Origin of the sequence: Mesorhizobium sp. M7A.F.Ca.US.005.03.1.1, assembly GCF_003997975.1 — a bacterium.
GTDB classification, from domain to species: Bacteria; Pseudomonadota; Alphaproteobacteria; order Rhizobiales; family Rhizobiaceae; genus Mesorhizobium; species Mesorhizobium ciceri.
The window spans coordinates 35,652-59,926 of sequence record NZ_RZRO01000027.1; the positions used below are offsets into that span (position 1 = coordinate 35,652).

General features: G+C 62.7%; 24 protein-coding genes. 18 read left to right on the forward strand and 6 right to left on the reverse strand.

Features of this window, described 5'->3' with window-relative positions:
* The first annotated feature begins 34 nt into the window (after positions 1-34).
* From EN990_RS14070 to EN990_RS14080, 3 genes are read left to right on the forward strand one after another with little or no spacing between them, the layout of a single operon-like run.
* Complete coding sequence (locus EN990_RS14070) at positions 35-1,018, forward strand: ABC transporter permease (protein WP_181172681.1); 984 nt, start codon at positions 35-37, stop codon at positions 1,016-1,018.
* Positions 1,015-1,893 (forward strand): ABC transporter permease, encoded by an 879-nt coding sequence (locus EN990_RS14075; protein ID WP_027163828.1) that lies wholly within the window; start codon positions 1,015-1,017, stop codon positions 1,891-1,893. The genes EN990_RS14070 and EN990_RS14075 overlap by 4 nt, the downstream gene beginning before the upstream one ends.
* Complete coding sequence (locus EN990_RS14080; RefSeq protein WP_127368702.1) at positions 1,886-3,916, forward strand: ABC transporter ATP-binding protein; 2,031 nt, start codon at positions 1,886-1,888, stop codon at positions 3,914-3,916. Before EN990_RS14075 ends, EN990_RS14080 begins: the two co-directional genes overlap by 8 nt.
* Positions 3,917-3,949: 33 nt before the next feature.
* Here EN990_RS14080 and EN990_RS14085 read toward each other — a convergent pair whose 3' ends face one another.
* On the reverse strand, positions 3,950-4,852 hold the full coding sequence (locus EN990_RS14085; protein WP_127384733.1) for a LysR family transcriptional regulator: 903 nt from the start codon (positions 4,850-4,852) through the stop codon (positions 3,950-3,952).
* Positions 4,853-4,964: 112 nt separating this feature from the next.
* On the opposite strand from EN990_RS14085, the gene EN990_RS14090 reads away from it, so the two are divergent.
* The 7 genes from EN990_RS14090 (at position 4,965) to EN990_RS14120 (ending at position 13,294) form a co-directional block, all read left to right on the forward strand.
* On the forward strand, positions 4,965-6,620 hold the full coding sequence (locus EN990_RS14090; RefSeq protein ID WP_027163831.1) for an ABC transporter substrate-binding protein: 1,656 nt from the start codon (positions 4,965-4,967) through the stop codon (positions 6,618-6,620).
* Positions 6,617-7,507 carry a DUF427 domain-containing protein gene (locus EN990_RS14095; RefSeq protein WP_164753535.1) on the forward strand — a complete coding sequence of 297 codons (891 nt, stop codon included), beginning with the start codon at positions 6,617-6,619 and terminating at the stop codon, positions 7,505-7,507. Before EN990_RS14090 ends, EN990_RS14095 begins: the two co-directional genes overlap by 4 nt.
* Before the next feature lie 79 nt (positions 7,508-7,586).
* Positions 7,587-8,351: an SDR family oxidoreductase gene (locus EN990_RS14100; protein WP_013532887.1), complete on the forward strand. Its 765-nt coding sequence runs from the start codon at positions 7,587-7,589 to the stop codon at positions 8,349-8,351.
* A gap of 419 nt (positions 8,352-8,770) precedes the next feature.
* On the forward strand, positions 8,771-9,745 hold the full coding sequence (locus tag EN990_RS14105) for an ABC transporter substrate-binding protein (protein WP_064995094.1): 975 nt from the start codon (positions 8,771-8,773) through the stop codon (positions 9,743-9,745).
* Between the two features lie 77 nt (positions 9,746-9,822).
* Positions 9,823-10,908 carry a glycine betaine/L-proline ABC transporter ATP-binding protein gene (locus EN990_RS14110; RefSeq protein ID WP_127369001.1) on the forward strand — a complete coding sequence of 362 codons (1,086 nt, stop codon included), beginning with the start codon at positions 9,823-9,825 and terminating at the stop codon, positions 10,906-10,908.
* On the forward strand, positions 10,905-12,887 hold the full coding sequence (locus tag EN990_RS14115) for an ABC transporter permease subunit (protein WP_127369002.1): 1,983 nt from the start codon (positions 10,905-10,907) through the stop codon (positions 12,885-12,887). Before EN990_RS14110 ends, EN990_RS14115 begins: the two co-directional genes overlap by 4 nt.
* A 29-nt stretch (positions 12,888-12,916) precedes the next feature.
* Positions 12,917-13,294, forward strand: coding sequence for a GFA family protein (locus tag EN990_RS14120; protein ID WP_013532891.1), 378 nt, complete (start codon positions 12,917-12,919; stop codon positions 13,292-13,294).
* Positions 13,295-13,309: 15 nt separating this feature from the next.
* On the opposite strand, the gene EN990_RS14125 is transcribed toward EN990_RS14120, so the two are convergent.
* Positions 13,310-14,668 (reverse strand): NAD(P)/FAD-dependent oxidoreductase, encoded by a 1,359-nt coding sequence (locus EN990_RS14125; RefSeq protein ID WP_127369003.1) that lies wholly within the window; start codon positions 14,666-14,668, stop codon positions 13,310-13,312.
* A gap of 318 nt (positions 14,669-14,986) precedes the next feature.
* Here EN990_RS14125 and EN990_RS14130 point away from each other — a divergent pair, with 318 nt between their 5' ends.
* Positions 14,987-15,703, forward strand: coding sequence for an XRE family transcriptional regulator (locus EN990_RS14130; RefSeq protein WP_013532893.1), 717 nt, complete (start codon positions 14,987-14,989; stop codon positions 15,701-15,703).
* A 52-nt stretch (positions 15,704-15,755) separates the two neighbouring features.
* Here the strand turns inward: EN990_RS14130 and EN990_RS14135 are convergent, their stop codons facing one another.
* From EN990_RS14135 to EN990_RS14150, 4 genes are all read right to left on the reverse strand, one after another.
* Positions 15,756-16,796: a DUF3445 domain-containing protein gene (locus EN990_RS14135; protein WP_024502597.1), complete on the reverse strand. Its 1,041-nt coding sequence runs from the start codon at positions 16,794-16,796 to the stop codon at positions 15,756-15,758.
* 9 nt (positions 16,797-16,805) lie between these two features.
* Positions 16,806-17,771 carry a PDR/VanB family oxidoreductase gene (locus tag EN990_RS14140; protein WP_063167620.1) on the reverse strand — a complete coding sequence of 322 codons (966 nt, stop codon included), beginning with the start codon at positions 17,769-17,771 and terminating at the stop codon, positions 16,806-16,808.
* A complete protein-coding gene (locus EN990_RS14145; RefSeq protein WP_063171623.1) occupies positions 17,768-18,364 on the reverse strand; it encodes a dimethylamine monooxygenase subunit DmmA family protein in 597 nt (198 codons plus the stop codon). The genes EN990_RS14140 and EN990_RS14145 overlap by 4 nt, the downstream gene beginning before the upstream one ends.
* Positions 18,365-18,506: 142 nt before the next feature.
* Positions 18,507-19,640, reverse strand: coding sequence for an aminomethyltransferase family protein (locus EN990_RS14150; RefSeq protein ID WP_027163838.1), 1,134 nt, complete (start codon positions 19,638-19,640; stop codon positions 18,507-18,509).
* A gap of 286 nt (positions 19,641-19,926) precedes the next feature.
* On the opposite strand from EN990_RS14150, the gene EN990_RS14155 reads away from it, so the two are divergent.
* The 7 genes from EN990_RS14155 to EN990_RS14185 all read left to right on the forward strand — a co-directional run bounded on the left by EN990_RS14155 (position 19,927) and on the right by EN990_RS14185 (position 24,275).
* The gene (locus tag EN990_RS14155) at positions 19,927-20,214 is read left to right on the forward strand and encodes a hypothetical protein (protein WP_127368959.1); all 288 of its coding nucleotides are present in this window, start codon (positions 19,927-19,929) and stop codon (positions 20,212-20,214) included.
* Positions 20,215-20,226: 12 nt separating this feature from the next.
* A complete protein-coding gene (locus EN990_RS14160; RefSeq protein WP_013532899.1) occupies positions 20,227-20,604 on the forward strand; it encodes a hypothetical protein in 378 nt (125 codons plus the stop codon).
* A 35-nt stretch (positions 20,605-20,639) separates the two neighbouring features.
* Entirely contained in the window at positions 20,640-20,801 is a 162-nt protein-coding gene (locus tag EN990_RS14165; protein WP_013532900.1) for a hypothetical protein, read from the forward strand.
* 14 nt (positions 20,802-20,815) lie between these two features.
* The gene (locus EN990_RS14170; RefSeq protein WP_024502594.1) at positions 20,816-22,219 is read left to right on the forward strand and encodes an amino acid permease; all 1,404 of its coding nucleotides are present in this window, start codon (positions 20,816-20,818) and stop codon (positions 22,217-22,219) included.
* Between the two features lie 45 nt (positions 22,220-22,264).
* Positions 22,265-22,954, forward strand: coding sequence for a hypothetical protein (locus EN990_RS14175; protein ID WP_024502593.1), 690 nt, complete (start codon positions 22,265-22,267; stop codon positions 22,952-22,954).
* On the forward strand, positions 22,951-23,274 hold the full coding sequence (locus EN990_RS14180) for a hypothetical protein (RefSeq protein ID WP_013532903.1): 324 nt from the start codon (positions 22,951-22,953) through the stop codon (positions 23,272-23,274). The genes EN990_RS14175 and EN990_RS14180 overlap by 4 nt, the downstream gene beginning before the upstream one ends.
* Positions 23,275-23,378: 104 nt before the next feature.
* Positions 23,379-24,275, forward strand: coding sequence for a glutamine amidotransferase family protein (locus tag EN990_RS14185; protein ID WP_063167616.1), 897 nt, complete (start codon positions 23,379-23,381; stop codon positions 24,273-24,275).

Sequence of the window (24,275 nt, forward strand, 5' to 3'; positions counted from 1 at the left end):
AGGGAAAGCCAATCCTCTAACAGCCAGCTCCCGCATGGGGCTGGCTCCACAAGGAGTCTTAGCCATTCTCTCCTTCCTTGCCCGGCGTGTCTCGCTGTCGCTGGTGACGCTGTTCCTGCTCAGCATCATGGTGTTCCTGGGCGGCCAGGTGCTGCCCGGCAATGTCGGGCGCGCCATATTGGGTCCGTTCGCCGACCAGCGCGCGGTCGACGCGCTCAATCACACGCTCGGTGTCGATCGCCCGCTGCTGGCACAGTACTGGGGCTGGATCTCCAATTTCGTCCAGGGCGACATGGGCACGTCCTACATCTTCCGCTCGCCGGTCGCGCCTTTCGTCATCGATGCGCTCGGCAATTCGATGAAGCTGGCGGCGGTCGCCTTCGTGCTGGTGGTACCGATCGGCATCCTCGGCGGCGTCGTCGCCGCGCTCAACCTCAACCGCCCGCTCGACCGCATCATCAGCCTCGGCGGTCTGTCGGTGACGGTGCTGCCGGAATTCGTCACCGGCATCATCCTGATCCTGATCTTTGGTGTCTGGCTGCGCTGGCTGCCGATATCGGCCGCATGGCCGCGCGACGCCGGCTTCTTCACGCAGCTCTACTACCTGATCCTGCCGTCGCTGCCGCTGTTCCTGGTGCTGTTCGGCTACATCGCCCGCATGGCGCGCTCCGGCATGATCGAAGCGCTCGATTCCGACTACACGCGAACGGCCGTGCTGAAGGGCCTGCCCTGGCGCACGGTGATCTGGCGCCATGTGCTGCGCAATGCGCTGCTGCCGACCATCACCGTTATCGCCACGCAGACCGGCTACCTCATCGGCGGCCTTGTCGTCATCGAAACGCTGTTTCGCTACCAGGGCATCGGCTCGCTGATCTTCACTGCCGCGCGCGGCAAGGATTTCCCGATGCTGGAATCCGGCATCCTCACCATCGGCATCGTCTATGCCGTGGCCACTCTTGTCGCCGACTTCCTCTACTCCGTGCTCAATCCGCGCATCCGGCTGGGGTCAGACCAATGAGCACCATCCAGACCACCTCCTCGACACCCGACGACACGCGCCCGCGCGGCCCGCTGGCCGAGGTCTTCTTCTCGCTGCTGCGCTCGCGAACATTCCTTGTCGGTTTCGCCATCGTGCTGTTCTGGGTTGCCTGCGCGCTGTTCGGCGAGCACTTCGCACCCTACGACCCGCTCGCCGACGACATCATCAACGCGCTGGCGCCGCCTTCTTCCGAACACTGGTTCGGCACCGACCAGATCGGCCGCGACGTCTTCTCGCGCGTCATCGTCGGCTCGCGCGACATCCTGACCGTCGCCCCGCTGGCGACCTTGCTGGCGACAGTGGCCGGCACGGCGCTCGGCCTCGTCACCGGCTATTTTCGCGGCCTCGTCGACGATGTCGTCAGCCGAATCCTGGAAGCCTTCATGGCGATCCCGGTGGTCATCGTTGCGTTGCTGGCGATCGTTGCGCTCGGCACCTCGAAGACGACGGTCATCGTCGTCATCGGCTTGAGCTTCGCGCCGATCATCGCGCGCACCGTGCGCTCCGCGGTGCTGGCCGAGCGTGAACTCGACTATGTCGCTGCCGCGCAGCTAAGGCATGAAAGTGCCCTGCATACGATGTTCGTCGAGATCCTGCCCAACGTCATTCCGCCGATCCTGGTCGAAACCACTGTGCGGCTCGGCTATGCCATCTTCGCCGTCGCCACGCTCTCCTTCATGGGTTTCGGCATCCAGCCGCCCTCGCCCGACTGGGGGCTGTCGATCTCCAACAATTACGGCATGATCGGCGGCGGCTTCTGGTGGACGGTGCTGTTCGATGCGCTCGCCATCGCCTCGCTGGTCATCGGCGTCAACCTGGCCGCCGACGGCGTTCACGGAGCGCTCAATGACTAACTCCGCCAAGGCCGAAAACGCACTCGAAGTCACCGATCTTTCGGTTGCCTACCGCGTCGCCGGCCGCAACCGCGCCGTGCTGCGTAACCTCAGCCTCACCATCGGCCAGGGCGAAGCCTATGGCCTGGTCGGCGAATCCGGCTGCGGCAAATCCACCGTGGCGCTTACGGTGGTGCGCTATCTGCCGAGAAACGGTTCTATCACCGGCGGCACGATATCGCTCGACGGCCAGAACGTGATGAAACTCGACGCCGAGGCGCTCAGGCGGGCGCGGGCCGAAAGCGTCTCCATGGTCTATCAGGACCCGGGCAAGGCGCTGAACCCGTCGATCCGCGTCAGCCGTCAGTTGACCGAGATTTTTGAACTCGGCGGCATTTCGGGACAAGCGGCCACCGACCGGGCGATTGCGATGCTGAACCGCGTGCGCATCTCCGACCCCGTCAGCGTCATGCAGCGCTACCCGCACCAGCTTTCCGGCGGCATGCAGCAACGCGTGGCGATTGCCATGGCGCTGGCCAACGATCCCTCGATGCTGATCCTCGACGAGCCGACCACCGGCCTCGATGCGACGGTAGAGGCCGAAGTGCTCGACCTGATCGCACAGCTGCGGCAAGAACTGTCGGCCTCGATCCTGTTTATCAGCCACAACCTCGCCGTCGTCTCCAACATGTGCGACCGCGTCGGCGTGCTCTATGCCGGCATGCTGGTCGAGGAAGGACCGACGGAGGTCGTCTTCAACGACCCGCGCCATCCCTACACCGTAGCCTTGCTGCGCTGCCTGCCGCGCGGGGGCCAGCGCAAGGACCAGGGCCGCCTCGACACCATTCCCGGCTTCCTGCCCGGCATCGGGGTCGACATCAAGGGCTGCGCCTTCGCCGATCGCTGCGCGCTCGCCGACGACCGCTGCCGCAGCGAATTGCCACCACTCTACGATCTGGGCGGCCGGCTGTCGCGCTGCTTTCATCACGACAAGGCGCAGGCGCTGCCGCGCGCGACGCCGAGCGATGTGGCGCCTGTACCAAGGGCGGCGGCAGCGCCGGTGCTGCGCGTCACCGGGCTGAACAAGACCTATGCCAGCCATGGCCATGCACTGCGCGCCGTGAAGGACGTGTCGCTCGACCTGCGGCCTGGCGAAACGCTCGGGCTGGTCGGCGAATCCGGCAGCGGCAAAACGACCTTCGCCAGGCTGCTGCTCGGCCTTGTGCCGCCGGACGCAGGCGGCACGATCGAGCTGGAAGGCAAGGCGCTGGCGCCCAGGCTGGAGAACCGCAGCGACGACCAGATCAAGGCGATGCAGATCGTCTTCCAGAACCCGGACTCCGCACTCAACCGATCGCATTCGATCCGGCATCTGATCGGACGCGCGCTGAAGCGGCTGGCGGGCCTCTCCGGCAAGGCGCTGGAGGCTCGTCTCAACGACCTTATCCGCTCGGTGCGGCTTACGGACCGGCATCTTGCCGTCAAGCCACGCCAGCTGTCCGGCGGCCTGAAGCAGCGCGTCGCCATCGCCCGCGCCTTCGCCGGCGACCCGCGCATCGTCGTCTGCGACGAGCCGACCTCGGCGCTCGACGTCTCGGTGCAGGCGGCCATCCTCAATCTGCTCGCCGACCTGCAGTCGAAGGAAGACGTCAGCTACATCTTCATCTCGCATGATCTGGCCGTGGTGCGTTACCTCTCCGACAAGATCGCCGTGCTCTATCTCGGCCGCATCATGGAGCTCGGACCGTCGGAAGAGGTCTTTTCCGGGCCGCATCATCCCTACACCGAAGCGCTGCTGTCGGCCGTGCCCAAACTCGACCAGACCGAGACGGCGCGCATTCGTCTCGACGGCGAAATCCCGAGCGCCACCAATCCGCCGTCGGGCTGCGTGTTCCACACGCGCTGCCCGCGCAAGATCGGTCCGATCTGCGAACAGCAGGAGCCGCCGCTGAGCGAGGCCCAGCCCGGCCATTCGATCCGCTGCCACATTCCATATGCCGAACTGGCCAGGCTGCAGAGAGCGGCCGTGACCGAGCCGGCATAGCGAGCGTCACCATCACCCGCGTGGCTTGGCCGGTCAGATCTGGCCGGCCATGCTGAGAGCACGGTCGCCTTCCGAAAAGCCCTGCCCTTCGGCCCAGTCTCTGGCCAGCGTGCGCAGGCCTGTGAGCGCGACATCCAGAACATCCGACGAGGCGGGGTTCGAGGGATAGGCGAGGTAGATCGGCCGCTGGAACACCGGCGTATTGTCGATGCGCCGCATCTCGCCGCGCTCGATATGACCGCTGACGGCGCTGAGCGGCAGATAGGCGGCGGCCTGCTGCGACAGGACATGCTGCAGCCCGATGAAGACCAGCCCCGCCGATATGGCCGGCTTGACCATGCCGGCATAGGCGCGGTCGTGCTCGATGCGGAACTCAAGCCCCCAGTCCATCAGGATGTAGTTTTCGGTCCACGGCCTGTTCTGCGCGGCGTGCTGCACCAGCACGACCTGATCGACGGCCAGCGTTTCGTAGACGATGCCGGGATGCGGTCGCGGCAGGTAGAGGATGCAGATGTCGAGCAGGCCTTCCGTCAGCTGGTCGATCGCCGAGTCCGGGAAGCTGCCCTCCAGCCGCAGCGCCACGTTCGGCCGCCTGGCGCGCATCCACTCGACCCATGGCGAGGTGATGCGGTCCCACAGATAGGCAGGCGCGGTCAGCCGCAGCAAGGTCTCGTAGCCATCGGGAACGGCGATGTCCTGCCGCGATTGCTCCCAGGTTCGGGTGATGGAAGAGGCATGTGGCAGGAACTGCCGCCCGGCCGGCGTCAGCGTGACGCCATCGCGGTCGCGCACGAAAAGCCGGCGGCCCAACTGCTCCTCCAGCCCCCTGATCCGTGCGCTGACGGTGGACTGCGCGAGGTTGAGCCGGCTGGCCGCAACGGTGAAGCTGCCATGGGTGGCGACTTCGAGAAAGCTGCGCAGATTTTCAGTGTCCATGCCCACCTCTGCATCGAAAATTTCGATGACCCCTATCAAAAAATATCGCTTTCCGGCGGCAGTCAACAATGAACTAGATGGCCGAACCCCAAGACAAGCGAGGAATCCAGCCATGCCCAAGCATTTCCGGATGATCGACAACGCTCGCAGAACGCTCACTGCAATCGAAAATTCCGCTGTCGACGAATTGCTGGCCGGCAGGATGGACCGCCGCGACTTCCTGCGCCATGGCAGCGTGCTTGGTCTCTCACTGCCGTTCCTGGGCAGCCTTGTCGCGGCCGCCGGCCTCGGCACGCAGCAAGCACGCGCGGAGGGCAAGCCGGGCGGCACGGTGCGCGCCGGCGTGGCGACGCCGGGCGGCGCCATCGATCCCGTCACCTATTATGACAGCGGCAGCTACCAGCTGGTTTTCCAGACCGCCGAATTTCTCTGCATCACGCAGCCGGACCTCACCTTGAAGCCGGTGCTGGCGGAGAGTTGGGCGCCGAACGAGGACGGCAGCGTCTGGACGTTCAAGCTGCGCAAGGGCGTGAAATTCCACAATGGCGAGGATTTCAAGGCCGACGACGTCGTCGCGACCTTCGACCGGCTGGCCGACCCCAACGGCGCTTCCAATGCACTTTCCGTGTTCAAGGGGCTGCTGTCGAAAGGCGGCACCCGGAAGGTCGACGACCACACCGTCGCCTTCCATCTCGATGCGCCGAATGGCAGCTTTCCCTATTCGGTGTCGATCGACAATTACAACGCCGTCATCCTGCCGGCGAGCTACAAGGGCGACTACGAAAAGACGTTCGAAGGAACCGGGCCATTCCGGCTGGAGACCTACACGCCAAAGGTCGGCGCGACCTTCATCCGCAATACCGACTATTGGGGCGAGAAGGCGCTGCCCGACCGGCTCGAATTCAAATTCTACGGCGACGTGCAGCCGCGCATCCTGGCGCTGCAGGCCGGCGAGGTCGACATTCTCGACGCCGTTCCGCTCGATGTAAGCCAGGTGGTGCTGAACAGTCCTGATATCACGGTGCTGCGTGTCGCTTCGACCGCGCACCGGCAGCTTCACATGCGCTGCGACACCGGCCCCTTCACCGACAAGCGCGTGCGCCAGGCGCTGGCGCTGTGCATCGACCGCTCCAAGCTGGTCGACGGGCTGTGCCGCGGCATGGCGGCGACCGGCAATGACAGCCCCTTCGCACCCGCTTTCCCCGCAACCGACAAGACGGTGCCGCAGCGCGTCCAGGATATCGCCAAGGCCAAGCAGTTGCTGGAGGCGGCGGGCCTTGCCAGTGGTTTCGACATCACGCTAACGACGCTGCGCTATTCCGACATTCCCGGCTACGCGCAATTGTTCCAGAATTTCGCCAAGGAAATCGGTGCCCGCATCTCGCTCAACATCGAAGACCAGGACAAATATTACGGCAAGGCGGTGTTCGGCCAGTCGGACTGGCTGGACAGCCCACTTGGCATCACCGACTACGCCCATCGCAGCGTGCCGAACGTCTTCCTGAAGAGCCCGCTGGTCAGCGACGGTCCGTGGAATGCGGCGCATTTCAAGAGCCCGGCCTATGACGGCATGGTCACCAGCTATCTCAAGGCGCTCGATGTCGGCGCGCAACGCGCTGCCGCCTCCGACATCCAGAAACTGCTGCTCGACGAGACGCCTGTCATCTTCAGCTATTTCCCCGATCTGCTGGTGCCGGTGCGCAAGAATGTCAGCGGCTTGCCGCCGATCGCCGCCGGCCTGCTGCTCGATCGCGTGTCCCTGAGCTGATCGTGCCTCAACGCCCGATGACAAAAGAAACAAAACGGGAGACTACCATTCGCAAGCCTCATCTGCGCGGCCGCGGGCCGCATTTTCCCTTGCTCGATACCATCGTGCAGTACGACTTCGAGCCGGGCTACATAGCCTTCACCATGCCGACGCAGAAGCGCCTGCGCGTGCAGGTGGGGTCAATGACCGTGGCCGATACGACCAACGCCTTGGTGTTCTACGAATCCGATCATCTGCCGGTCTACTATTTTCCGATCGGCGACGTTCGCGAGGAGTTCCTGCTGCCGAGCAAGACCACGATAGAGGACCCATTCAAGGGCACAGCCACCCACTATTCGCTCAACACCGGCATCACGCTGGTCGAGGACGCGGCCTGGCGCTATCTCGATCCGGTCAAGGGCTGTCCGCCGATATCGGACTACATGTCGTTCACCTGGAGCAAGATGGGGCACTGGTTCGAGGAGGACGAGGAGATCTTTGTCCACGCCCGCGATCCGTTCCGCCGCGTCGACTGCCTGCCGTCGTCGCGGCGCGTGCAGGTCATCCTCGATGGTGAGCAGGTCGCCGATTCACGCCGCGGCGTGTTCCTGTTCGAGACCGGCCATCCGGTGCGCCACTATCTGCCGATCGCCGACACGCGGCTCGATATGTTCGCGCCCAGCCGCTACATCTCGCGCTGTCCTTACAAGGGCATCTCCAACTACTATCACGTGACGACCAAGGCCAAGCGCCACGAGAACCTGGTCTGGTATTATCCTGAGCCGGTGCACGAGGCGGAGCGCATCAAGGGGCTGGTCTGTTTCCACCACGAGCTGGTCGACAAGATCCTGGTCGATGGCGTCGAAATCCCGAAGGAAGCCACGGCCGCGTCGAACGGTTATTTCTAGGCATCGACGCCGCTTGCGCGCGGGCGCTTGATCGAAGCACGGGTCAGCGCATACCCTCCTGAGACAGGGAGGACACTCGATGGATCTTTTCAAGCTGGATGGCGATGTCGCGCTGGTCACCGGCGCCGGCAGCGGCATCGGCCAGGCCATCGCGATCGGGCTGGCCGAGGCAGGCGCCGACATCGCCTGTTTTGGTCATGCGTCGAAAGGTGGGCTGGATGAAACGGCGCACCGGATCACGGCACTCGGCCGCAAGGCGCTGGTGCTGAACGGTACAGTGACATCGCAGAGCGATCTGGCGGCGGCGATCGATCGAGTCGAGAGCGAACTCGGTGCGCTGACCGTTGCGGTCAACAATGCCGGCATTGCCGGCTCCGAACCCGCCGAGACGATGCCGCTGGAGACGTGGCAGAAGGTGCACGAGGTCAATGTCGCCGGCGTGTTCCTGTCCTGTCAGGCCGAAGCGCGCAAGATGCTGGTGCGAGGCAAGGGCTCGATCATCAACATCGCCTCGATGTCGGGCACCATCGTCAACCGGGGCCTGACGCAGGCGCACTACAATTCTTCGAAGGCCGCCGTCATCCACATGTCCAGGAGTCTCGCTATGGAGTGGGCCGATCGCGGCCTGCGCGTCAATGTCGTCAGCCCGGGCTACACACTGACGCCGATGAACAAGCGGCCTGAGGTGGCCGAAGAGGTGAAGATCTTCAAGCGCGACACGCCGATGGGGCGGATGGCGGCGCCGGAGGAAATGGTCGGACCGACGGTGTTCCTGGCCAGCCGCGCAGCGAGCTTCGTCACCGGCCTCGACCTGATTGTCGATGGCGGCTACGTCTGCTGGTAGAGGTTCAACTTCGCCTGCAGTCTGAATTTATACGCCTCGCGCGGTGTTAGTCGTTGCGCGACATGAACCTTGATATATATAATTTCATCCCATGAAACTGGCTTGGCGAGATGGCGCTTGCCGGGTCGACAGCCGAGAACATGAGACCTTGATGGCTCGCACCTTGCAAGGCGCCGCAAGACTGGCAATCGATCCGCAGATGACCGCCCCCGCAGCGATCCGTCGGCAACCATGACGCCGACACTGCAGTCCTGTTCCATCATCACTAGAATTGAGCACCATCTTGCCTGCGTCGGCCAAAGCCGGGGCAACAATCTGGCGCCGACGGCCTTGCGCAAAGACCAGCCTTTCCAACACAATCAAGAAAAGCCGCAAGAAGGGAACGAACGATAATTTTCACAGCTTGAAGGAGAACAAGCATGTCACTTCGCAGTGTGATTTCGACCTTAACAATGGGAACCTTCGCACTCGCCGCGGCGAGTGCACTGACACCTTCCGCCCAAGCCGCCGCACCAGAATCCAACGATCCGATCAAGATCGCGCTGTTCGACTGGACCAGCGTCAATCTGAACGCCAAGATCCTCGGCGGTATCCTGGAAAAGCTCGGCTATACCGTCGAGTATCCCACGGCCGACTACCTCTCCAGCCTGACCACGGGCCTCACCAATGGCGATCTCGATGTCGGCCTGGAGTTCTGGGACACGACCGCCGGCGAAGCCATGAAGGCCTCCGATGCGACCGGCCAGACCGAACGGCTGGGCAAGCTCGGACCCAAGGCCAAGGAAGAGTGGTGGTTTCCAGAATACATGAAGGAGAAATGCCCGGGCCTGCCCAATTGGGAAGCGCTAAAGGACCCGAAATGCGCCGAAGCCTTCTCGACGGCGGAGACCGCACCGAAGGGACGCTATCTCGGCGGCCCGGTGACCTGGGAAGGCTTTGACGACGAGCGCGTCGAGGCGCTGAAACTGCCCTTCACCGTCATCCATGCCGGCACCGACGCGGCGATGTTCGCCGAGCTCGATTCCGCCTATCAGCGCAAGGCGCCGATCATGCTGTGGATCTATTCGCCGCATTGGGCGCCGGCCAAATACAAGGGCGAGTGGGTTGAATTCCCGGAATACACGCCCGAGTGCTACAACGACCCGAAATGGGGCGTGAACCCCGACGCCAAATATGACTGCGGCAAGCCGCATGGCGAGATCTGGAAATACTCCTGGTCCGGCATGAAGGACAAATGGCCGGTCGCCTACAAGGTGGCCAAGGCCTACACGATCGACACCGATGAGCTCAACAAGATGAGCGGCGAGATCGATCTCGGCGGCAAGACACCGGAGGACGTCGCAGCTGCCTGGATCGCCGCCCACGAGGCCGACTGGAAAGCCTGGGCGCAGTGATCGTTCCGACTGGAAAAATGAGACCCGGCTGCTGACCAGCCGGGCCTCACTTGTTGATATTCCAGAGGGACATTCGAATGACGGACAGGACTGAACAGGAGCCAAACACGGCGGGCGCGCCAAAAGACGCCCGTCCGGTAAAGCTTGCCTGCCGCAATGTCTGGAAATTGTTCGGATCGAACGCGGCCAATTTCATCCGCGAACGTGACGGCAAGGCCAGCATGGCCGACGTCACGGCTGCCGGGCTGGTCGGCGCGGTGCGCGCCGTCGACCTTGAAATCCGCCAGGGCGAGATTTTCATCATCATGGGCCTGTCGGGCTCCGGCAAGTCGACGCTGGTGCGCTGCATGTCGAGGCTGGTCGAGCCGACCCACGGCAAGGTCGAATTCGAGGGCAATGACCTGCTGAAAATCTCCGATGCAGCACTCATCGAATTGCGACGACACCGCATGGGCATGGTGTTCCAAAATTTTGCGCTGTTGCCGCATCTCAACGTGCTGGAGAACATCGCCTTCCCACTCAGCATCCAGGGGCAGGACCGGGCGACACGCGAAGCAAGGGCGCGCGAGGTCATCGAGCTTGTCGGCTTAAGGGGTCGCGAGCATTTCTATCCGCGCGAACTGTCCGGCGGTCAGCAGCAGCGTGTCGGCATCGCCCGCAGCCTGGCGACAAAACCGGAAATCTGGTTCCTCGACGAGCCGTTCTCGGCGCTCGATCCGCTGATCCGCCGCGAGATGCAGGACGAGCTGATGCGGCTGCAGATGATGCTGCACAAGACCATCGTCTTCATCACCCATGATTTCGACGAGGCCATCCGGCTGGCCGACCGCATCGCCATCATGAAGGATGGCGAGGTCATCCAGATCGGCACGCCGGAGGAACTGGTGGTCAATCCGGCGACCGACTACGTCGCCGAGTTCACCCGCGACGTCGACCGCGCCAAGGTGATCTCGGCACGCAGCCTGATGCAGGCCTGCGACGGCTCGGAGCATGGCGGAACGGTGGCGCCGGAGACCAAGATATCCAGCTTTTCCGCCAGCATCGTTGCCGCCAACAAGCCGTTCGCGGTCGTCAACGGCACCGGCAAGCCGATCGGCGAGGTGACGCCGCAAGCGGTGATCGATCTGCTGGCCGGCATTGAGCGTTCCGGAGGCGGCACATGACGGTGACGGCAAGCGCCGGCGAAACGCGGTCGCGCCCGGTTCAGGTCTGGCTGTTCGTCTGGGCGGTGGCACTCGCGGCCGTGCTTGTCGTGTTCCTGTTGCAAGACCGCCTGTCCTGGACGGTCAATTATCCGGCCAGCGCCGTCGTGCCGGTCGCCGATTGGATCAGCGCGCTGATGCGCTGGATCAAGTCGAACCTGTCCTGGTTGACCCGCTCGATCACCGCTGTGCTCGGCGTTCCGCTCGATTTCGCGCTCAATCTGCTGGCCAAGAATTTCAAGATCGGTCACGGCGCGGACGCCTATGTCCTGCCGCGGCTGTCCTGGGTCGGCGTCTGTGCTGCCGCCTTCATCGCGGGGCATGCAGCCGGCGGCAGAAAACTCGGCCTGCTGGTCGGCGGCTGCTTCCTCTACATCGCGCTGTTCGGCCAATGGACCAGCGCCATGCTGACGCTTGGGCTGATCTCCATCGCCGTGCCGTTCTGCATCGTCACCGGGCTGTTCGCCGGCATCTGGGCGTGGCGCAAGCCGTGGGCCGAAAGGCTCATCGTCTCCCCTGCCCTCGACCTGATGCAGACGATCCCGACCTTCGCCTATCTCATCCCAATGCTGCTGCTGTTCGGCAACAGCCCGGTCTCGGCGATGATTGCGACCGCCATCTTCGCCACCCCGCCGATGGTGCGAGCAACGATGCTCGGCCTATCGCGGGTGCCGTCGGAGATCGACGATTTCAGCGAAATGGCCGGCTGCACGGCGCAGCAGAAACTGTGGCGGGTGCTGCTGCCGTCGGCGCGGCCGACATTGATGGTCGGCGTCAACCAGGTCATCATGCTGGCGCTGAACATGGTGATCATCGCTTCGATGATCGGTGCCGGCGGCCTCGGCTACGACGTGCTCCTGGCGCTGCGCGCGCTGAAGGTCGGCGAGGCGATGGAAGCCGGCCTTGCCATTGTGGCACTCGCCATCGCACTCGACCGGCTGAGCCAAGCCATCGCGCACAGCCAAGCAAAGGGCCATGTCCATCAGGAGGTAAGCCCGAGCCTCTGGTGGCGCTACCCCAACCTGACGCTGGCCATCGCCATCCTTGTCGTGACAACACTGCTCGGCCTGTTCGTGCCGGCCTTGGCAGTGGTGCCGAAAGCGATCACTTTCACCACGGCGCCGCTGTGGAAGGCGGCGGTGAACTGGGTGACCATCAATTTCTTCGACACGATCGAAGCATTTCGCGTGGCGCTCATACTCAATCTGCTAAACCCGCTGCGCGCCTTTTGCGAGGGCTTTCCGTGGCTCGGCGCCGTCTTCCTGCTCGGCCTTGCAGGCTATCAACTCTCCGGCCTGCGTCTCGCCGTCCTCGTCGCCGCGCTGACCGCCTTCTGCGCCATCACCGGCCTGTGGGAAAAGACCATGGCGACGGTCTATCTCTGCGGTATCTCGGCCTTGATCGCCTGCCTGATCGGCATCCCGATCGGGCTGATGGCTTCACGCAGCGACCGGTTCGAGAAGATCGTCACGCCGGTCATCGATACGCTGCAGGTGCTGCCATCCTTCTGCTTCATCATCCCGGTGGTGATGCTGTTTCGGGTCGGCGACGTCACCGCCATGATCGCGACGATCGCCTTCGCCGTGGTGCCGGCGATCCGCTACACCAATCACGGCATCAGGCAGGTGCCGCCGGCGCTGATCGAGGCGGCCAAGGTGTCGGGCTGCACGCCGCGCCAGACCTTCTTTCGCGTGCAACTGCCGCTGGCGCTGCCGGAAATCATGCTGGGCGTCAACCAGACGATCCTGATGGCGCTGGCAATGATCATCATCTGCGCCATGGTCGGCACCCGCGATCTCGGCCAGGAAGTGTTCATCGCGCTGTCCAAGGCCGATTCCGGCCGCGGCATCGTCGCGGGTCTCGCCATCGCCTTCATCGGCATCGTCGCCGACCGGCTGTTCAGCGCCTGGACGGCGAAGGCGCGCGCAAGGCTGGGTTAGGATTAGCCGCCCCGATACAGGAGAGAATGATGACCGGCCGGATCGCTCACTGCACCTGCGGCCAATTGCAGATCCGCTGCCCGCAAGAGCCGGCCAAGGTCTCGCTTTGCCATTGCCTGGACTGTCAGCGGCGGACCGGCAGTCCGTTCGGGATCGCCGCTTTCTTCGATGCCGCCGAGACCGAGATCAGCGGCTCATTCCAGACATTCCAACGCGATTCCGACAGCGGCTTTCCCGTCACCTTCCATTTCTGCGGAACGTGCGGCTCAACGGTCTTCTGGTATCCGTCACGAAAACCGGCGGCGGTAGCCGTCGCAGTCGGCTGCTTCGGAGACCCGGCATTTCCGGCGCCGACGCAGTCTGTTTATGGCGAGAGTCGCCACGGCTGGGTCGAGGCGCCGGCCTGACGGCAAGCCCACTCGTTATTCCGCCGCGACGCCCTTCACCTCGAGATAGCTCTCCATCGAATCATCCAGCGCCTGCAGCCACGGCGTATGATGCAGCGGCGCCATGGTGCCGGTCATCAGCGAGCGGTAGGCGTGGTCGCGGAAGCTCATAATGTCTTCGCCCTTGTGGTGTTCCCATTCCATGAAGGTCTGGTTGACCGCCTCGACGTCGAAACCGGGATAATCGGTCTGGTCCATCAATTCCTTGGTGTAGTCGCCCTGGAACCAGATCATCTGCTCGGCGTCTTCCAGCGTTTCCTCACGCGCGCGCCACTTCGCGCCGTGAGCGGCCATCGCCTCGGCCGAGGGCAGCTTGATGCGGCCCATGATGACGTCGCGGGCAAACCAGGCCTGCGCGTCGAACATATTGAAGGTGTAGAACTGATCCTGCATGCCGATATAGGAAAGCTGTGGGTTCTTCTCCCAGACGACGCCTTCATAGAGATCGAGCGGCCACATGCGGTTGGCTGTCTTGAGCTTCAGATCGTCGGTCAGGAAGGGGAAGGAATGCAGGTACCCGGTGCACAGGATGATGGCGTCGACATCCTTGGTCGTGCCATCCTTGAAATGCGCGGTTTTGCCGACGACCTTCTGCAGCAGCGGCACCTCTTTCCAATTCTCCGGCCATTTGAAACCCATCGGCTTCGAGCGGTAGCTGGAGGTGATGGATTTGGCGCCGTATTTGTAGCATTGCGAGCCGATGTCCTCGGCCGAATAGGAGCGGCCGATGATCAGGATATCCTTGCCCTTGAACTCCATCGCGTCGCGGAAATCATGGCTGTGCAGGATGCGGCCATTGAAGGTGGAGAAACCCTCGAAATAGGGCACGTTGGGTACCGAGAAATGCCCGGAGGCGACGACGACATTGTCGAACTCTTCCGAGTAGGTGACGTCGTTGGTGCGGTCATGCGCGGTGACGGTGAATTTCTTCGTCTCGTCCGAAAACGTCACCATGCGCACCGGGCTGTTGAAGCGCACCCATTTGCGCAGGCCTGATTTCTCGACGCGCCCCTTGATGTAGTCCCACAGCACGGCGCGCGGCGGATAGGAGCCGATCGGCCGGCCGAAGTGCTCCTCGAAAGTATAGTCGGCGAATTCCAGGCATTCCTTTGGTCCGTTCGACCAGAGATAGCGATACATGGAACCGTGCACCGGATCGCCATGCTCGTCGAGACCGGTGCGCCAGGTGTAGTTCCACAGGCCGCCCCAGTCCGACTGCTTTTCGAAGCAGACGATCTCGGGAATGTCGGCGCCCTTGTCGGCCGCCGATTTGAAGGCCCTGAGCTGTGCCAGGCCGGATGGGCCGGCTCCGACGACGGCAACGCGACTTTTCATGGCAGGCCTCCCGATCTGGTTTCGACTTTTGCCTTGACGCAACTCCCAAGGGGAAAGCGCTATGCGCTTTTTCCGGAATTGCTCTTACGAAACAAATTTCACTCACAGGGACAGTAATTGGCCCTTTCGTGCTGTCAACAGCCCGGTGCGGAAACAACGTTCCGCCGATGTGGATTTCCCGCAAAAAACCGGACGCGGCCAAACGCCGGATCGTGCGCATGCGCTTTCAGGCGACTTGCCGTCGCAGTTGCGCTGCTGTATCGGCACCTGACATGTTCACCTAGAGTGAAATAAATCCGCAGGAGTGCCGGGGGCGACATGGCGAAGAAGGTTTCCGATTCCAAGGCTGGTCCAGCCGGTGCAAAGGCCAAGCCGCAGCCAAAGGTCTCGGCCGACGGGAAAACCATCCGCGCGCCGCTGACGCAGAACCCGCATGCCATTCGCGACACGCGCGAAAAGGTGCTGGAGGTGGCGATCGGCCGCGAGGTGCGCGCCTTCCGCAAGAAGCTCGGCATCACCGTCGCCGATCTGGCGGTCGCCACCGACATTTCGCTGGGCATGCTGTCGAAGATCGAGAATGGCATCACCTCGCCGTCACTGACCACCTTGCAGGCGCTGTCGCGGGCGCTCGGCGTCCCGGTCACCGCCTTCTTCCGCCGGTTCGAGGAAGAGCGCAGCGCCGTTTTCGTCAAGGCCGGCCAAGGCCTCGATGTCGAGCGCCGCGGCACGCGCGCCGGTCACCAGTACAATCTGCTCGGCCATATCGGCTCCAATACCAGCGGCGTCGTCGTCGAGCCCTATTTGATCACGCTGACCGAGGATTCCGACGTGTTTCCGACCTTCCAGCATGAGGGCATGGAGTTCCTCTATATGCTCGAGGGCGAGGTCGTTTACCGGCACGGCAGCAATCTCTACCCGATGAAGCCCGGCGACAGCCTGTTCTTCGACGCCGACGCGCCGCACGGGCCGGAACAGCTGACGAAACTGCCGATGCGGTATTTGTCGATTATCTGCTATCCGCAGAGCGCGGGTTGAGCGGGACTCGATCTCCCCACGAGGGGGAGATCGGCAGCTTCGCGGGCGTCGCTCAATCCGGTCCGAACCCAGGGCTCGTCGGGCTGCCGTCGTCGAGCTTCGACAGCCACTCGACCAACGTTGACCTATACCGGGTCAGGCCCTTGTAGTTGGCGAGTTCGTCGGGCAGGTCGCGGATGACGCGGTGCAGGCGCCGGGCCCATTTTGGTTGCGTCACCAGCTCATCCATCTTGATCAGATAGCAGCGGATCGGAAAGACGATGCCGTTCGAGCGCGGCAGGCGCCAAAAACTCTGCAGCTCGACGCGCAGATGCACTTTGTCGCCGACATTTTCCGGCGTCACCGTAGCCCGGTCCGGACCCCATTTGTGATAGTTTTCGGGGCTGGTGTCGAGGCGCGGATTGATGGTCATCGTCCAGTTCAGGCGCCTGGCCGGCTTGCCTTGCTGGATGTTGGTGAGGAATTTCAGCGCCCTGACAAAAATCCCCTTCTCATGCGCCAGCGGCACCGGCGCGTGCCATTCGAAAAAGTTCATGCCGATGTCGAAATCGAGCGACCAGTCGGCTTGGGTGGTGACCATGCCGGCATCCATCCACAGATTGCCGTCGCGCTGGTCGAGGATGCAGAAGTCGCCCTGGCTCTGGCGGGTGATGTACTCCATCGGGCCGTAAGGCAGCGTCGAGGTGTCGCCGAAGGTGAAGGTGTCGTCGATGCCGAGCGGCCGGTTGATCCAGCGCCAGCGGTCGCCGTCGCGGGTCAGCGTGAAATGCTCGGGATAGCCCAGCGCCTGCTGCTCCATCAGCAGTTCCAGCAAGTCCCAACCGGCCAGCGTCATGTGCGGCAGCGACTGGCAGCGCAGCGGGTCCTCGGCCAGCACCAGCGCGCGGTCCTGCATCTCGGCGACATAGTGCTCGTCGACGTCGATCAGGTTTTCCAGCACGCTGCCTTTCGGCCCAACGACATGCGGCTCGATGTTGACCGCATACATGTAGGCGTCTTCGTGGAAAGGGAACGGGAAGCGCCTGATGTGCTCAGGGCTGTTCCTGAAGGTGAAGTCGTCGCGGAACGTTTCCTTGCGAAAGGTGATGCCCATGATTTCCTCCTAGCGCTCCAGGACCAGCGACCGGCCCTCGAAGCGCGACACGCACGGCATGATCTTCTTGCCCGAACGGTGCTCTTCCTCGCTCAGCCAGTGGTCGTTGTGGATGAACTTGCCGTCGCAAGAGATGACGTTGGTTTCGCACTGGCCGCAGACGCCGCCGCGGCAGAGATAGGGCGGATCGACGCCGGCCGCTTCGATCGCTTCCAGCAGGCTCTGCTGCTCATCGACGCGGATCGTCTTGCCGCTGACGGCAAGCGTCACGTCGAAAGGCAGGCCAGGCTGGGGGGCCGCGAAATGCTCGAAATGCACAGTTTCCGATGGCCAACCGAGGCTTGCCGCGCGATCACGCACCCAGTTGATCATGCCGGCCGGGCCGCAGACATAGAGATGCGTGCCGAGCGGCTGCGTCGACAGCAGCCGGTCGAGTTCGATGCGCTCGTCAAGGTCGTCATGATAGAGCCTGACCCGTCGGTCGTAGCGCTCGCGCAGCACATCGGCGTAGGTGCCGAGCGATGCGGTGCGGCAGGTGTAGTGCAGTTCGAAATTGCCGCCTTCCGCCGCAAGCTGAGCGGTCTGCGCCATGAACGGCGTGATGCCGATGCCGCCGGCCAGCATCAGATGCTTTTTGGCGCGCAGGTCGAGCGAGAACAGATTGACGGGATAGCTGACCACCATCTCCATGCCGGGCTTGACGTTCCGGTGCATGAACAGCGAGCCGCCGCGGCCGACATCGTCGCGGCGCACCGAGATCGTGTATTCGCGCGTGTCGAGCGGCGAGCCCATCAGCGAATAGGGGTTGAGCCTGGTGCGTTCGCCGTCGCGCATCTCGACCACGACATGGGCGCCGCCGGAAAAGGTCGGCAGCAACTCGCCGTCGCGCCGGCGGAAATGGAAGCGGGTGACGAGGTCGTTGACCGGGACGACGTCGCTGACCACGACATCGAGTTTTGTTGTTCCGGCGCTCATCGGAAAACCTCCTCCATCGGAGGAATCTCGCTGCGATCCTCGGCGTTGATGCAGACGCCCTGGAACGCCGCGATGCGCCTGGAATAATGATCGCGCACCAGAAGCAGCAGGCCGCAATGCGCGCAGGTCGCCGGCTGCGTCGTCACATTCTCGGTGATGCCCTTGCAGTGGACGCATTGCATGCGCCGCGCCAGCGAACCGCGGTGCTCGGTCTGGATCGAAGTGTGGTCGATGCCGGCTTCAAGCGCCACCTGCATCGCCTGGCCGATCAGGCCCTCAGTGCCGGCGAGATAGAGGCGCAGGCCCATATGCGCATTGGTCAGTGTCTGCCTAAGCCGTGGCAGCAGGCTGGCGAAGGATGGCGACAGATGAAACTGCGCCGGTCTCAGCGCTTCGAGGGCTGCGGTGTGTTTGCCGTCAGGCCCGGGAATGAAGACGATTTCGGCGTCGTCGAAAAACCCGGGCGGCGCCCTCCCGGCCATCTCCGCTATCGCCAGCGCCCCTTCCGCATCCGCGATAAAAAGATGATGCTTGCCGGGCTGCGGAGACAAGGTTCCGTAAACAGGCCGGCTGATGATGCTTTTGGCTGCCATTTAAGTCTTCGTGCCTTCGAGCGCTTCACCGTTTCATAGAAACGGCGGACCGCTCTATCTCTTTGCTTTGACGCAATTCCGGACGGAAAACCGTTTCACACTTTTCCTGGAACTGCTCGAACCCCTCGCTGTTGATTATGCCTCAACCTTTCGCCGTGCGCTTGGTCTTCTTGGGATCGTCGAATGGCAATGGCTGGGCGGTGGCCTTGATGGCGCCGCTCCTGTTGCGGATTTCGAGCTTGGTGTCCTTGACCGCGCAGTCGACGTCGAGGCGGGCGATGCCCATCGATTTCTCGACCAGCGGCGAATACATGGCGCAGGTTACCACGCCCACCTTCTTGCCGTCGCGATAGACCGGCGCACCCTCATCGGCCGGCTCCTTGCCGTCGAGCAGAACGCCGTAGATCTTGAAGCGCTCCTTACCCTTGAGGCGATAATGCTCCTCGGCGCCGCGGAAGCCGGTCTTTCCGGGGCTGACGGTGAAGTCGAGGCCGAGCTCCCACAGCGTGTCGCCGGGTCCTTCGTTCTCGAACGGATATTTCTGCGAATTGTCGTAGGGGTAGAACAGCAAATAGCTTTCCACCCGCAGCATGTCGAGGGTGGTGAAGCGGCACGGAATGATGCCGGCGCTCTTGCCCTCGTCGAGGATCCTGTCCCAGATCGTGCCGGCATCCTGGCCGCGGCAGAAGATCTCGTAGCCGCGCTCGCCGGTGTAGCCGGTGCGCGAGATCATGACGGGCAAACCGAACAGTTGCGTCTGCATATGATGGAAATAGTTGAGGTCGCGAATGCCCGGCACATGCTTGGCCAGATAGTCGACGGCGGTTGGCCCCTGCAGCGAAAGATCGTGCAGATTGTCGTCGAAGCGCAGCGACACGTCGCGGCCCATAGCCGCCCGCTGCAACTCCTCATGACCGGTGCCCGAACCATGCACGACCATCCAGGCATTGGGGCCGGTGCGGTAGAGGATGCAATCGTCGGTGAATTTTCCCGCCTCGTTCAGCATGCAGGCATAGGCCGACTTGCCGGGGTAGATCTTTTCGACGTCGCGCGTCGTCGCCAGGTCGATCAGGTGTGAAGCATGCGGCCCGGTGATGTGCACCTTCTTGAGGCCGGAGACATCCATCAGGCCAGCCTTGGTGCGGATGGCGATGTACTCCTCGTCGGCATCCTTGTCGTAGGTCCAGGCGGTTCCCATGCCGCTCCAGTCTTCGAGCTTCGAACCGAGCGCTCGGTGGCGATCCGCCAGGGTCGAAAATCTCCAGGATGCCGTCATCCGCTCGTCCTCCGTTTGGATAATGCTCTGCTGTTCCCTGCCCCCTGCGCAGTGGCGGGAGCTTTGACCGAATATTGATCGCAAACGCCAGGACGCCGCAATACCCATAAGCAATTAATTTCATTGTCAGGCAAAATCCACCGCACAAAGCAAACAGTTAACCTCACGTAAATCGCGCTTGACAATTGCGGGATTCGGATTGAATTTATGAAAAAAATTTCACTCTCTTGAAAGAGGGCAGCGGCCGGCCAATTCGGGGCCTGGCGTTGGAAAAAGGGGAAAACCGATGTCAGACATGCAACTGCGCATCGAAGCGCTGTACCGTTCCGACGTGCGCGGATCCGCGCTCCTGATCGTCTGCCTGTGGGCAACGATCCTCTTCGTCCTGCTCATGACATGGCCCTACATCCCGCACAGCGGCATCAAGGCCGTGGTCGCGATCGCCGCCGCCGCCGTGCTGATCTTCAACACGGCCGCCATCCTGGCGATGGTCAAGCACTACAAGGAAGACAAGGAATTCATCTACGGGCTCGATATCAAGAACGCCGACGCATTCCGCAACCGCAAGTCCTGAGGGGTAGAAGAGATGTCCCGCTACACGCCGCCGGAGCAGAGCAAGGCCGGGCAGGTTTTCGACATCGCCGTCGTCGTCGTCGCCATTTTCGTGGCGCTGTGGCTGCCGCTGAAACTGGGCCTCGCCGGTGCGGCGAAATCCATCGACGCGCTCGACGCCAAGACGTGGGAAGCGCTCGGCCAGAACCCGACCATGGCCTCGATCTGGGAAAAGCTCGGCTACACGCCCGAGACCGCGCACGACATCATCCAGAACCGCTTCCATTATGTCATCGACTGGCCGACGCTGATCATAATGGCTGCGGTGCTGATAGGCTATTTCGTCTTCCTGTTTCGCGCATCCGACCGCGAATATCGCGACGTCATCAACGAAAAATTCGACGACAAGTAAGAGTTCTGAGGACGATTTAATTCGGGGACACGATCATGTGGGTGGCACTCTCTTACGCATGCTGGGGCATCTCGATCGTGCTCGCTTTGTGGATGCTTTACGACTGGTTCAAGGTCGACACGACCTTCTCCGAAGAGGTGCTGACCTCGTCGCGCGAAGGCGAACTGGAAGCCACTTCCGAAAAACACCGGATCTGAGTGAGGATTGAACAATGACGATCGCACTTGAACCGGCTGCCCCGGCTGTCCAAGGGGACAGAGTTTCACTTCTGCGCGTGCTCGGACCGGCCCATGTCTGGGCGCTCGGCGTCGGCATCGTCCTGGTCGGCGAATTCACCGGCTGGAATTTCTCGGCGGACAAGGGTGGCGCGCTGGCCGCGCTCATCGTCTGCTGGGTCGTCGGATTGCTCTACACCTCGGTCGCGATGATCGATTCCGAGGTGACATCGACCGTGGCCGCCGCCGGCGGCCAGTATGCGCAGGCAAAGCACATCGTCGGACCGCTGATGGCGTTCAACGTCGCGCTGTTCCTGGTCTTTGCCTACACGATGCTCGAAGTGTCCGACGCCATCCTGCTCGGCGACACCATCGTCGCCAAGGCCGGCGTCGAAGGGCTCACCCACAATTCCTTCATCGCCGCGACCATCGTCGTGCTGGCGTGGCTGAACTATCGCGGCGTGCTGATGACGCTCAACGTCAACTTCGTCATCACCGCGATCGCCTATATCTCGATCGTCATCCTGTTCTTCTCGGTCAGCCCGTGGACGCAAGGCGCGGTGCTGAAGCTGAACGAACTGGTCACCCCTGGCAATGCGCTTCCCTATGGCTGGATCGGCGTCATCGCCGCCTTCCAGTTCGGCATATGGTACTATCTCGGCATCGAAGGCACCACACAGGCCGCCGAGGAAGTGCGCTCCCCGGCGCGCTCGCTGCCTTACGGCACCATGGCCGGCATGATCACGCTTTTGATCGCGGCGGCCATGACCTGGTATGTCTGCGCCTCCCTGATGCCCTGGGAATATCTCGGCATCACCTACTATCCACTGTGGGACGCCGGCAAGCTGACCGGCAGCCCGCTGCTCGAGAACCTGTTGTTCGTCGCCACGCTGCTCGCCGCGCTGGCGTCGGCCAATGGCTGCATCAACGATGCGGCGCGCGCCTGGTTCTCGCTCGGCCGCGACCGCTATCTGCCGACATGGTTCTCGGCCGTGCATCCGAAATATCGCACGCCCTATCGCTCGATCCTGTTCCTGCTGCCGATCGCGCTGGCCTTCGCCTTCATCGCCGACCTCAACCAGGCGATCACCTTTTCGATCCTGTCGGGGGTGCTGCAATACACGTTCATGAGCATCAACATCATCATGTTCCGCAAGAAGTGGCCGCTGGGCTCGATCCGCCGAGGCTACACCCACCCCTTCCATCCGATCCCGGCCATGGTGCTGTTCTGCCTGTGCGTGGTGACCTTCTTCGCCATCTTCCTCGGCTTCGGCTCGCAGCTGATCGCCATGGTCGCCTTCTACTTCCTGATCTCGCTGTGGTTCCACTTCTACCGTTACAAATTCGTGCGGCGCGGCGACCAGTTCACCATGCCGTGGCCAAAGCCGCAGGGTTATTGATGGGAGTAGGCCCGTCCGGATCCCGGGCGGGCCTGGCATGAGAAAATGTCCGATCTGACATCAGCACTGCTGGCCGGGGCCATTGTCCTGGTTGTCGTTCTCCACCTTGCCTGGCAAGCGCGTGCCAGCCGCAGCAGGGCATCGATGGCGCTCGCCGTCGAGCAGGACCGCATCCGCACAATCATCGCCGATGCTGCCAATGTTTCGGATGGCACCGCCGGCGTCATCACCTGGGAAGGATCCTGGAACAGCAAACGTGTCCAGGTGCGCACCATCGTCGATACGCTGGCGACGCGCAAACTGCCGGCGCGCTGGCTCAGTGTTTCGATCACCGAAGAGGTCGCGGTACCAGCCACCTTCGACATGATGATGCGGCCGGGCTCGCCGACGACCTTCTCCAATTTCGATCATCTCGAGCATACGCTGCCCAAGGCTCCGGGATTCCCCGCCGAGTCGGTGCTGCGCACCGACCGCAGGGCGGCGCGCTTTCCGCAAGGCCTTATCGCCAGCCACATCGAGATCTTTTCCGAAGGGCGCGCCAAGGAACTGCTGATCACGCCCAAGGGTATACGCATCGTCTGGCTTCTGGCCGAAGCCGAGCGGGCGCGCTATGGCGTTTTCCGGCAGGCCGAATTCGGCGACGCCGCACTCGATCCCGCGCTGATCGAAAGGCTGCTGATGTCGGTGTCGGCGCTTCGCGACGCGATCAACAAAAGCGAACGGCAGGCCGCATGACCAGTTCCGCCACTGCACCCACCAATCCCTATCTGGTTCTCGGCGCCGCAATCGTGCTGCCGGGAAGCGGGCACGTCATTCTGGGCGTGCCGGTGCGCGGCCTTCAATTCCTTTTCTTCATGGTGATCCTGGCATGGGTGACGGCCAAGATCGCGCCGCCCGATGCCAGCTTCGTCGGCCGTCACGCCGGCGGCTTCCTGATCTATGCTTTGTCGATCCTGGACGCCTACAAGCTCGCCCGCATCCGCACCGCCAAATGGGTTCACAACGCCCGGCAAGGCAACGATAGTGGGCAGAGCGGCATTGAGACGCATAGGTAACTAGAGGAATATTTTTTTCATACGATTGAATTTGCGGACCTCATTCGATACATCATTTCAGAGTTGCAAACGATCTCTTAGCTACAAAACGTCGGGAGGCTGACATGTGTGGAATTGTCGGACTGTTTTTGAAGGACAAGTCGCTGGAACCCCAGCTTGGCGCGATGCTGTCGCAGATGCTGATCTCGCTCAGCGATCGCGGTCCCGATAGCGCCGGCATCGCCATCTATGGCGCGCCGTCCAAGAATGAGGCCAAGATCACCATCCAGTCGGCCAAGCCCGACCGCGATTTCCGCGGCCTCGAGGCGGAGCTCGCCAAGGCCATCGGCACGCCGGTGACGATCGCGGTGAAATCCACCCATGCAGTCGTCAGGACCACCCCCGCCAAGATCGATGAAGCGCGCGAAACCATCCAGGCGCTGCGCCCCGACATCCGCATCATGGGCGCCGGCGACGTGGTCGAGATCTACAAGGAAGTCGGCCTGCCCGAGGCAGTCGTCGATCGCTTCGATGTCCGCAAGATGACCGGCACACATGGCATCGGCCATACCCGCATGGCGACGGAATCGGCGGTGACGACGATGGGCGCGCATCCGTTCTCGACCGGCGCCGACCAGTGCCTGGTGCACAATGGCTCGCTGTCGAACCACAACAATGTCCGCCGCGAACTGATCCGCGAAGGCATGACCTTCGAAACCGAGAACGACACCGAAGTCGCTGCCGCCTATCTCTCGTCACAGATGGCGCATGGCAAGAATCTCGGCGAGGCGCTGGAAGGCACGCTCTCCGACCTCGACGGCTTCTTCACCTTCGTCGTCGGCACCAAGAACGGCTTTGGCGTGGTGCGCGATCCGATTGCCTGCAAGCCAGCCGTGATGGCCGAAACCGACCAATATGTCGCCTTCGGCTCGGAATATCGCGCGCTGACCAAACTGCCCGGCATAGACAATGCGAGGGTCTGGGAACCCGAGCCCGCAACCGTCTATTTCTGGGAGCATTGA

What these genes read in the sequence shown, in the direction of transcription:
- EN990_RS14140 (WP_063167620.1), bottom strand. Translation starts at nt 17,771, where the DNA reads ATGAGCGCCGGAACAACAAAACTCGATGTCGTGGTCAGCGACGTCGTC.
- EN990_RS14070 (WP_181172681.1), top strand. Translation starts at nt 35, where the DNA reads ATGGGGCTGGCTCCACAAGGAGTCTTAGCCATTCTCTCCTTCCTTGCC.
- EN990_RS14175 (WP_024502593.1), top strand. Translation starts at nt 22,265, where the DNA reads ATGTCCGATCTGACATCAGCACTGCTGGCCGGGGCCATTGTCCTGGTT.
- EN990_RS14160 (WP_013532899.1), top strand. Translation starts at nt 20,227, where the DNA reads ATGTCCCGCTACACGCCGCCGGAGCAGAGCAAGGCCGGGCAGGTTTTC.
- EN990_RS14120 (WP_013532891.1), top strand. Translation starts at nt 12,917, where the DNA reads ATGACCGGCCGGATCGCTCACTGCACCTGCGGCCAATTGCAGATCCGC.
- EN990_RS14165 (WP_013532900.1), top strand. Translation starts at nt 20,640, where the DNA reads ATGTGGGTGGCACTCTCTTACGCATGCTGGGGCATCTCGATCGTGCTC.
- EN990_RS14180 (WP_013532903.1), top strand. Translation starts at nt 22,951, where the DNA reads ATGACCAGTTCCGCCACTGCACCCACCAATCCCTATCTGGTTCTCGGC.
- EN990_RS14105 (WP_064995094.1), top strand. Translation starts at nt 8,771, where the DNA reads ATGTCACTTCGCAGTGTGATTTCGACCTTAACAATGGGAACCTTCGCA.
- EN990_RS14100 (WP_013532887.1), top strand. Translation starts at nt 7,587, where the DNA reads ATGGATCTTTTCAAGCTGGATGGCGATGTCGCGCTGGTCACCGGCGCC.
- EN990_RS14115 (WP_127369002.1), top strand. Translation starts at nt 10,905, where the DNA reads ATGACGGTGACGGCAAGCGCCGGCGAAACGCGGTCGCGCCCGGTTCAG.
- EN990_RS14110 (WP_127369001.1), top strand. Translation starts at nt 9,823, where the DNA reads ATGACGGACAGGACTGAACAGGAGCCAAACACGGCGGGCGCGCCAAAA.
- EN990_RS14150 (WP_027163838.1), bottom strand. Translation starts at nt 19,640, where the DNA reads ATGACGGCATCCTGGAGATTTTCGACCCTGGCGGATCGCCACCGAGCG.
- EN990_RS14075 (WP_027163828.1), top strand. Translation starts at nt 1,015, where the DNA reads ATGAGCACCATCCAGACCACCTCCTCGACACCCGACGACACGCGCCCG.
- EN990_RS14080 (WP_127368702.1), top strand. Translation starts at nt 1,886, where the DNA reads ATGACTAACTCCGCCAAGGCCGAAAACGCACTCGAAGTCACCGATCTT.
- EN990_RS14145 (WP_063171623.1), bottom strand. Translation starts at nt 18,364, where the DNA reads ATGGCAGCCAAAAGCATCATCAGCCGGCCTGTTTACGGAACCTTGTCT.
- EN990_RS14155 (WP_127368959.1), top strand. Translation starts at nt 19,927, where the DNA reads ATGTCAGACATGCAACTGCGCATCGAAGCGCTGTACCGTTCCGACGTG.
- EN990_RS14085 (WP_127384733.1), bottom strand. Translation starts at nt 4,852, where the DNA reads ATGGACACTGAAAATCTGCGCAGCTTTCTCGAAGTCGCCACCCATGGC.
- EN990_RS14185 (WP_063167616.1), top strand. Translation starts at nt 23,379, where the DNA reads ATGTGTGGAATTGTCGGACTGTTTTTGAAGGACAAGTCGCTGGAACCC.
- EN990_RS14090 (WP_027163831.1), top strand. Translation starts at nt 4,965, where the DNA reads ATGCCCAAGCATTTCCGGATGATCGACAACGCTCGCAGAACGCTCACT.
- EN990_RS14135 (WP_024502597.1), bottom strand. Translation starts at nt 16,796, where the DNA reads ATGGGCATCACCTTTCGCAAGGAAACGTTCCGCGACGACTTCACCTTC.
- EN990_RS14130 (WP_013532893.1), top strand. Translation starts at nt 14,987, where the DNA reads ATGGCGAAGAAGGTTTCCGATTCCAAGGCTGGTCCAGCCGGTGCAAAG.
- EN990_RS14170 (WP_024502594.1), top strand. Translation starts at nt 20,816, where the DNA reads ATGACGATCGCACTTGAACCGGCTGCCCCGGCTGTCCAAGGGGACAGA.
- EN990_RS14125 (WP_127369003.1), bottom strand. Translation starts at nt 14,668, where the DNA reads ATGAAAAGTCGCGTTGCCGTCGTCGGAGCCGGCCCATCCGGCCTGGCA.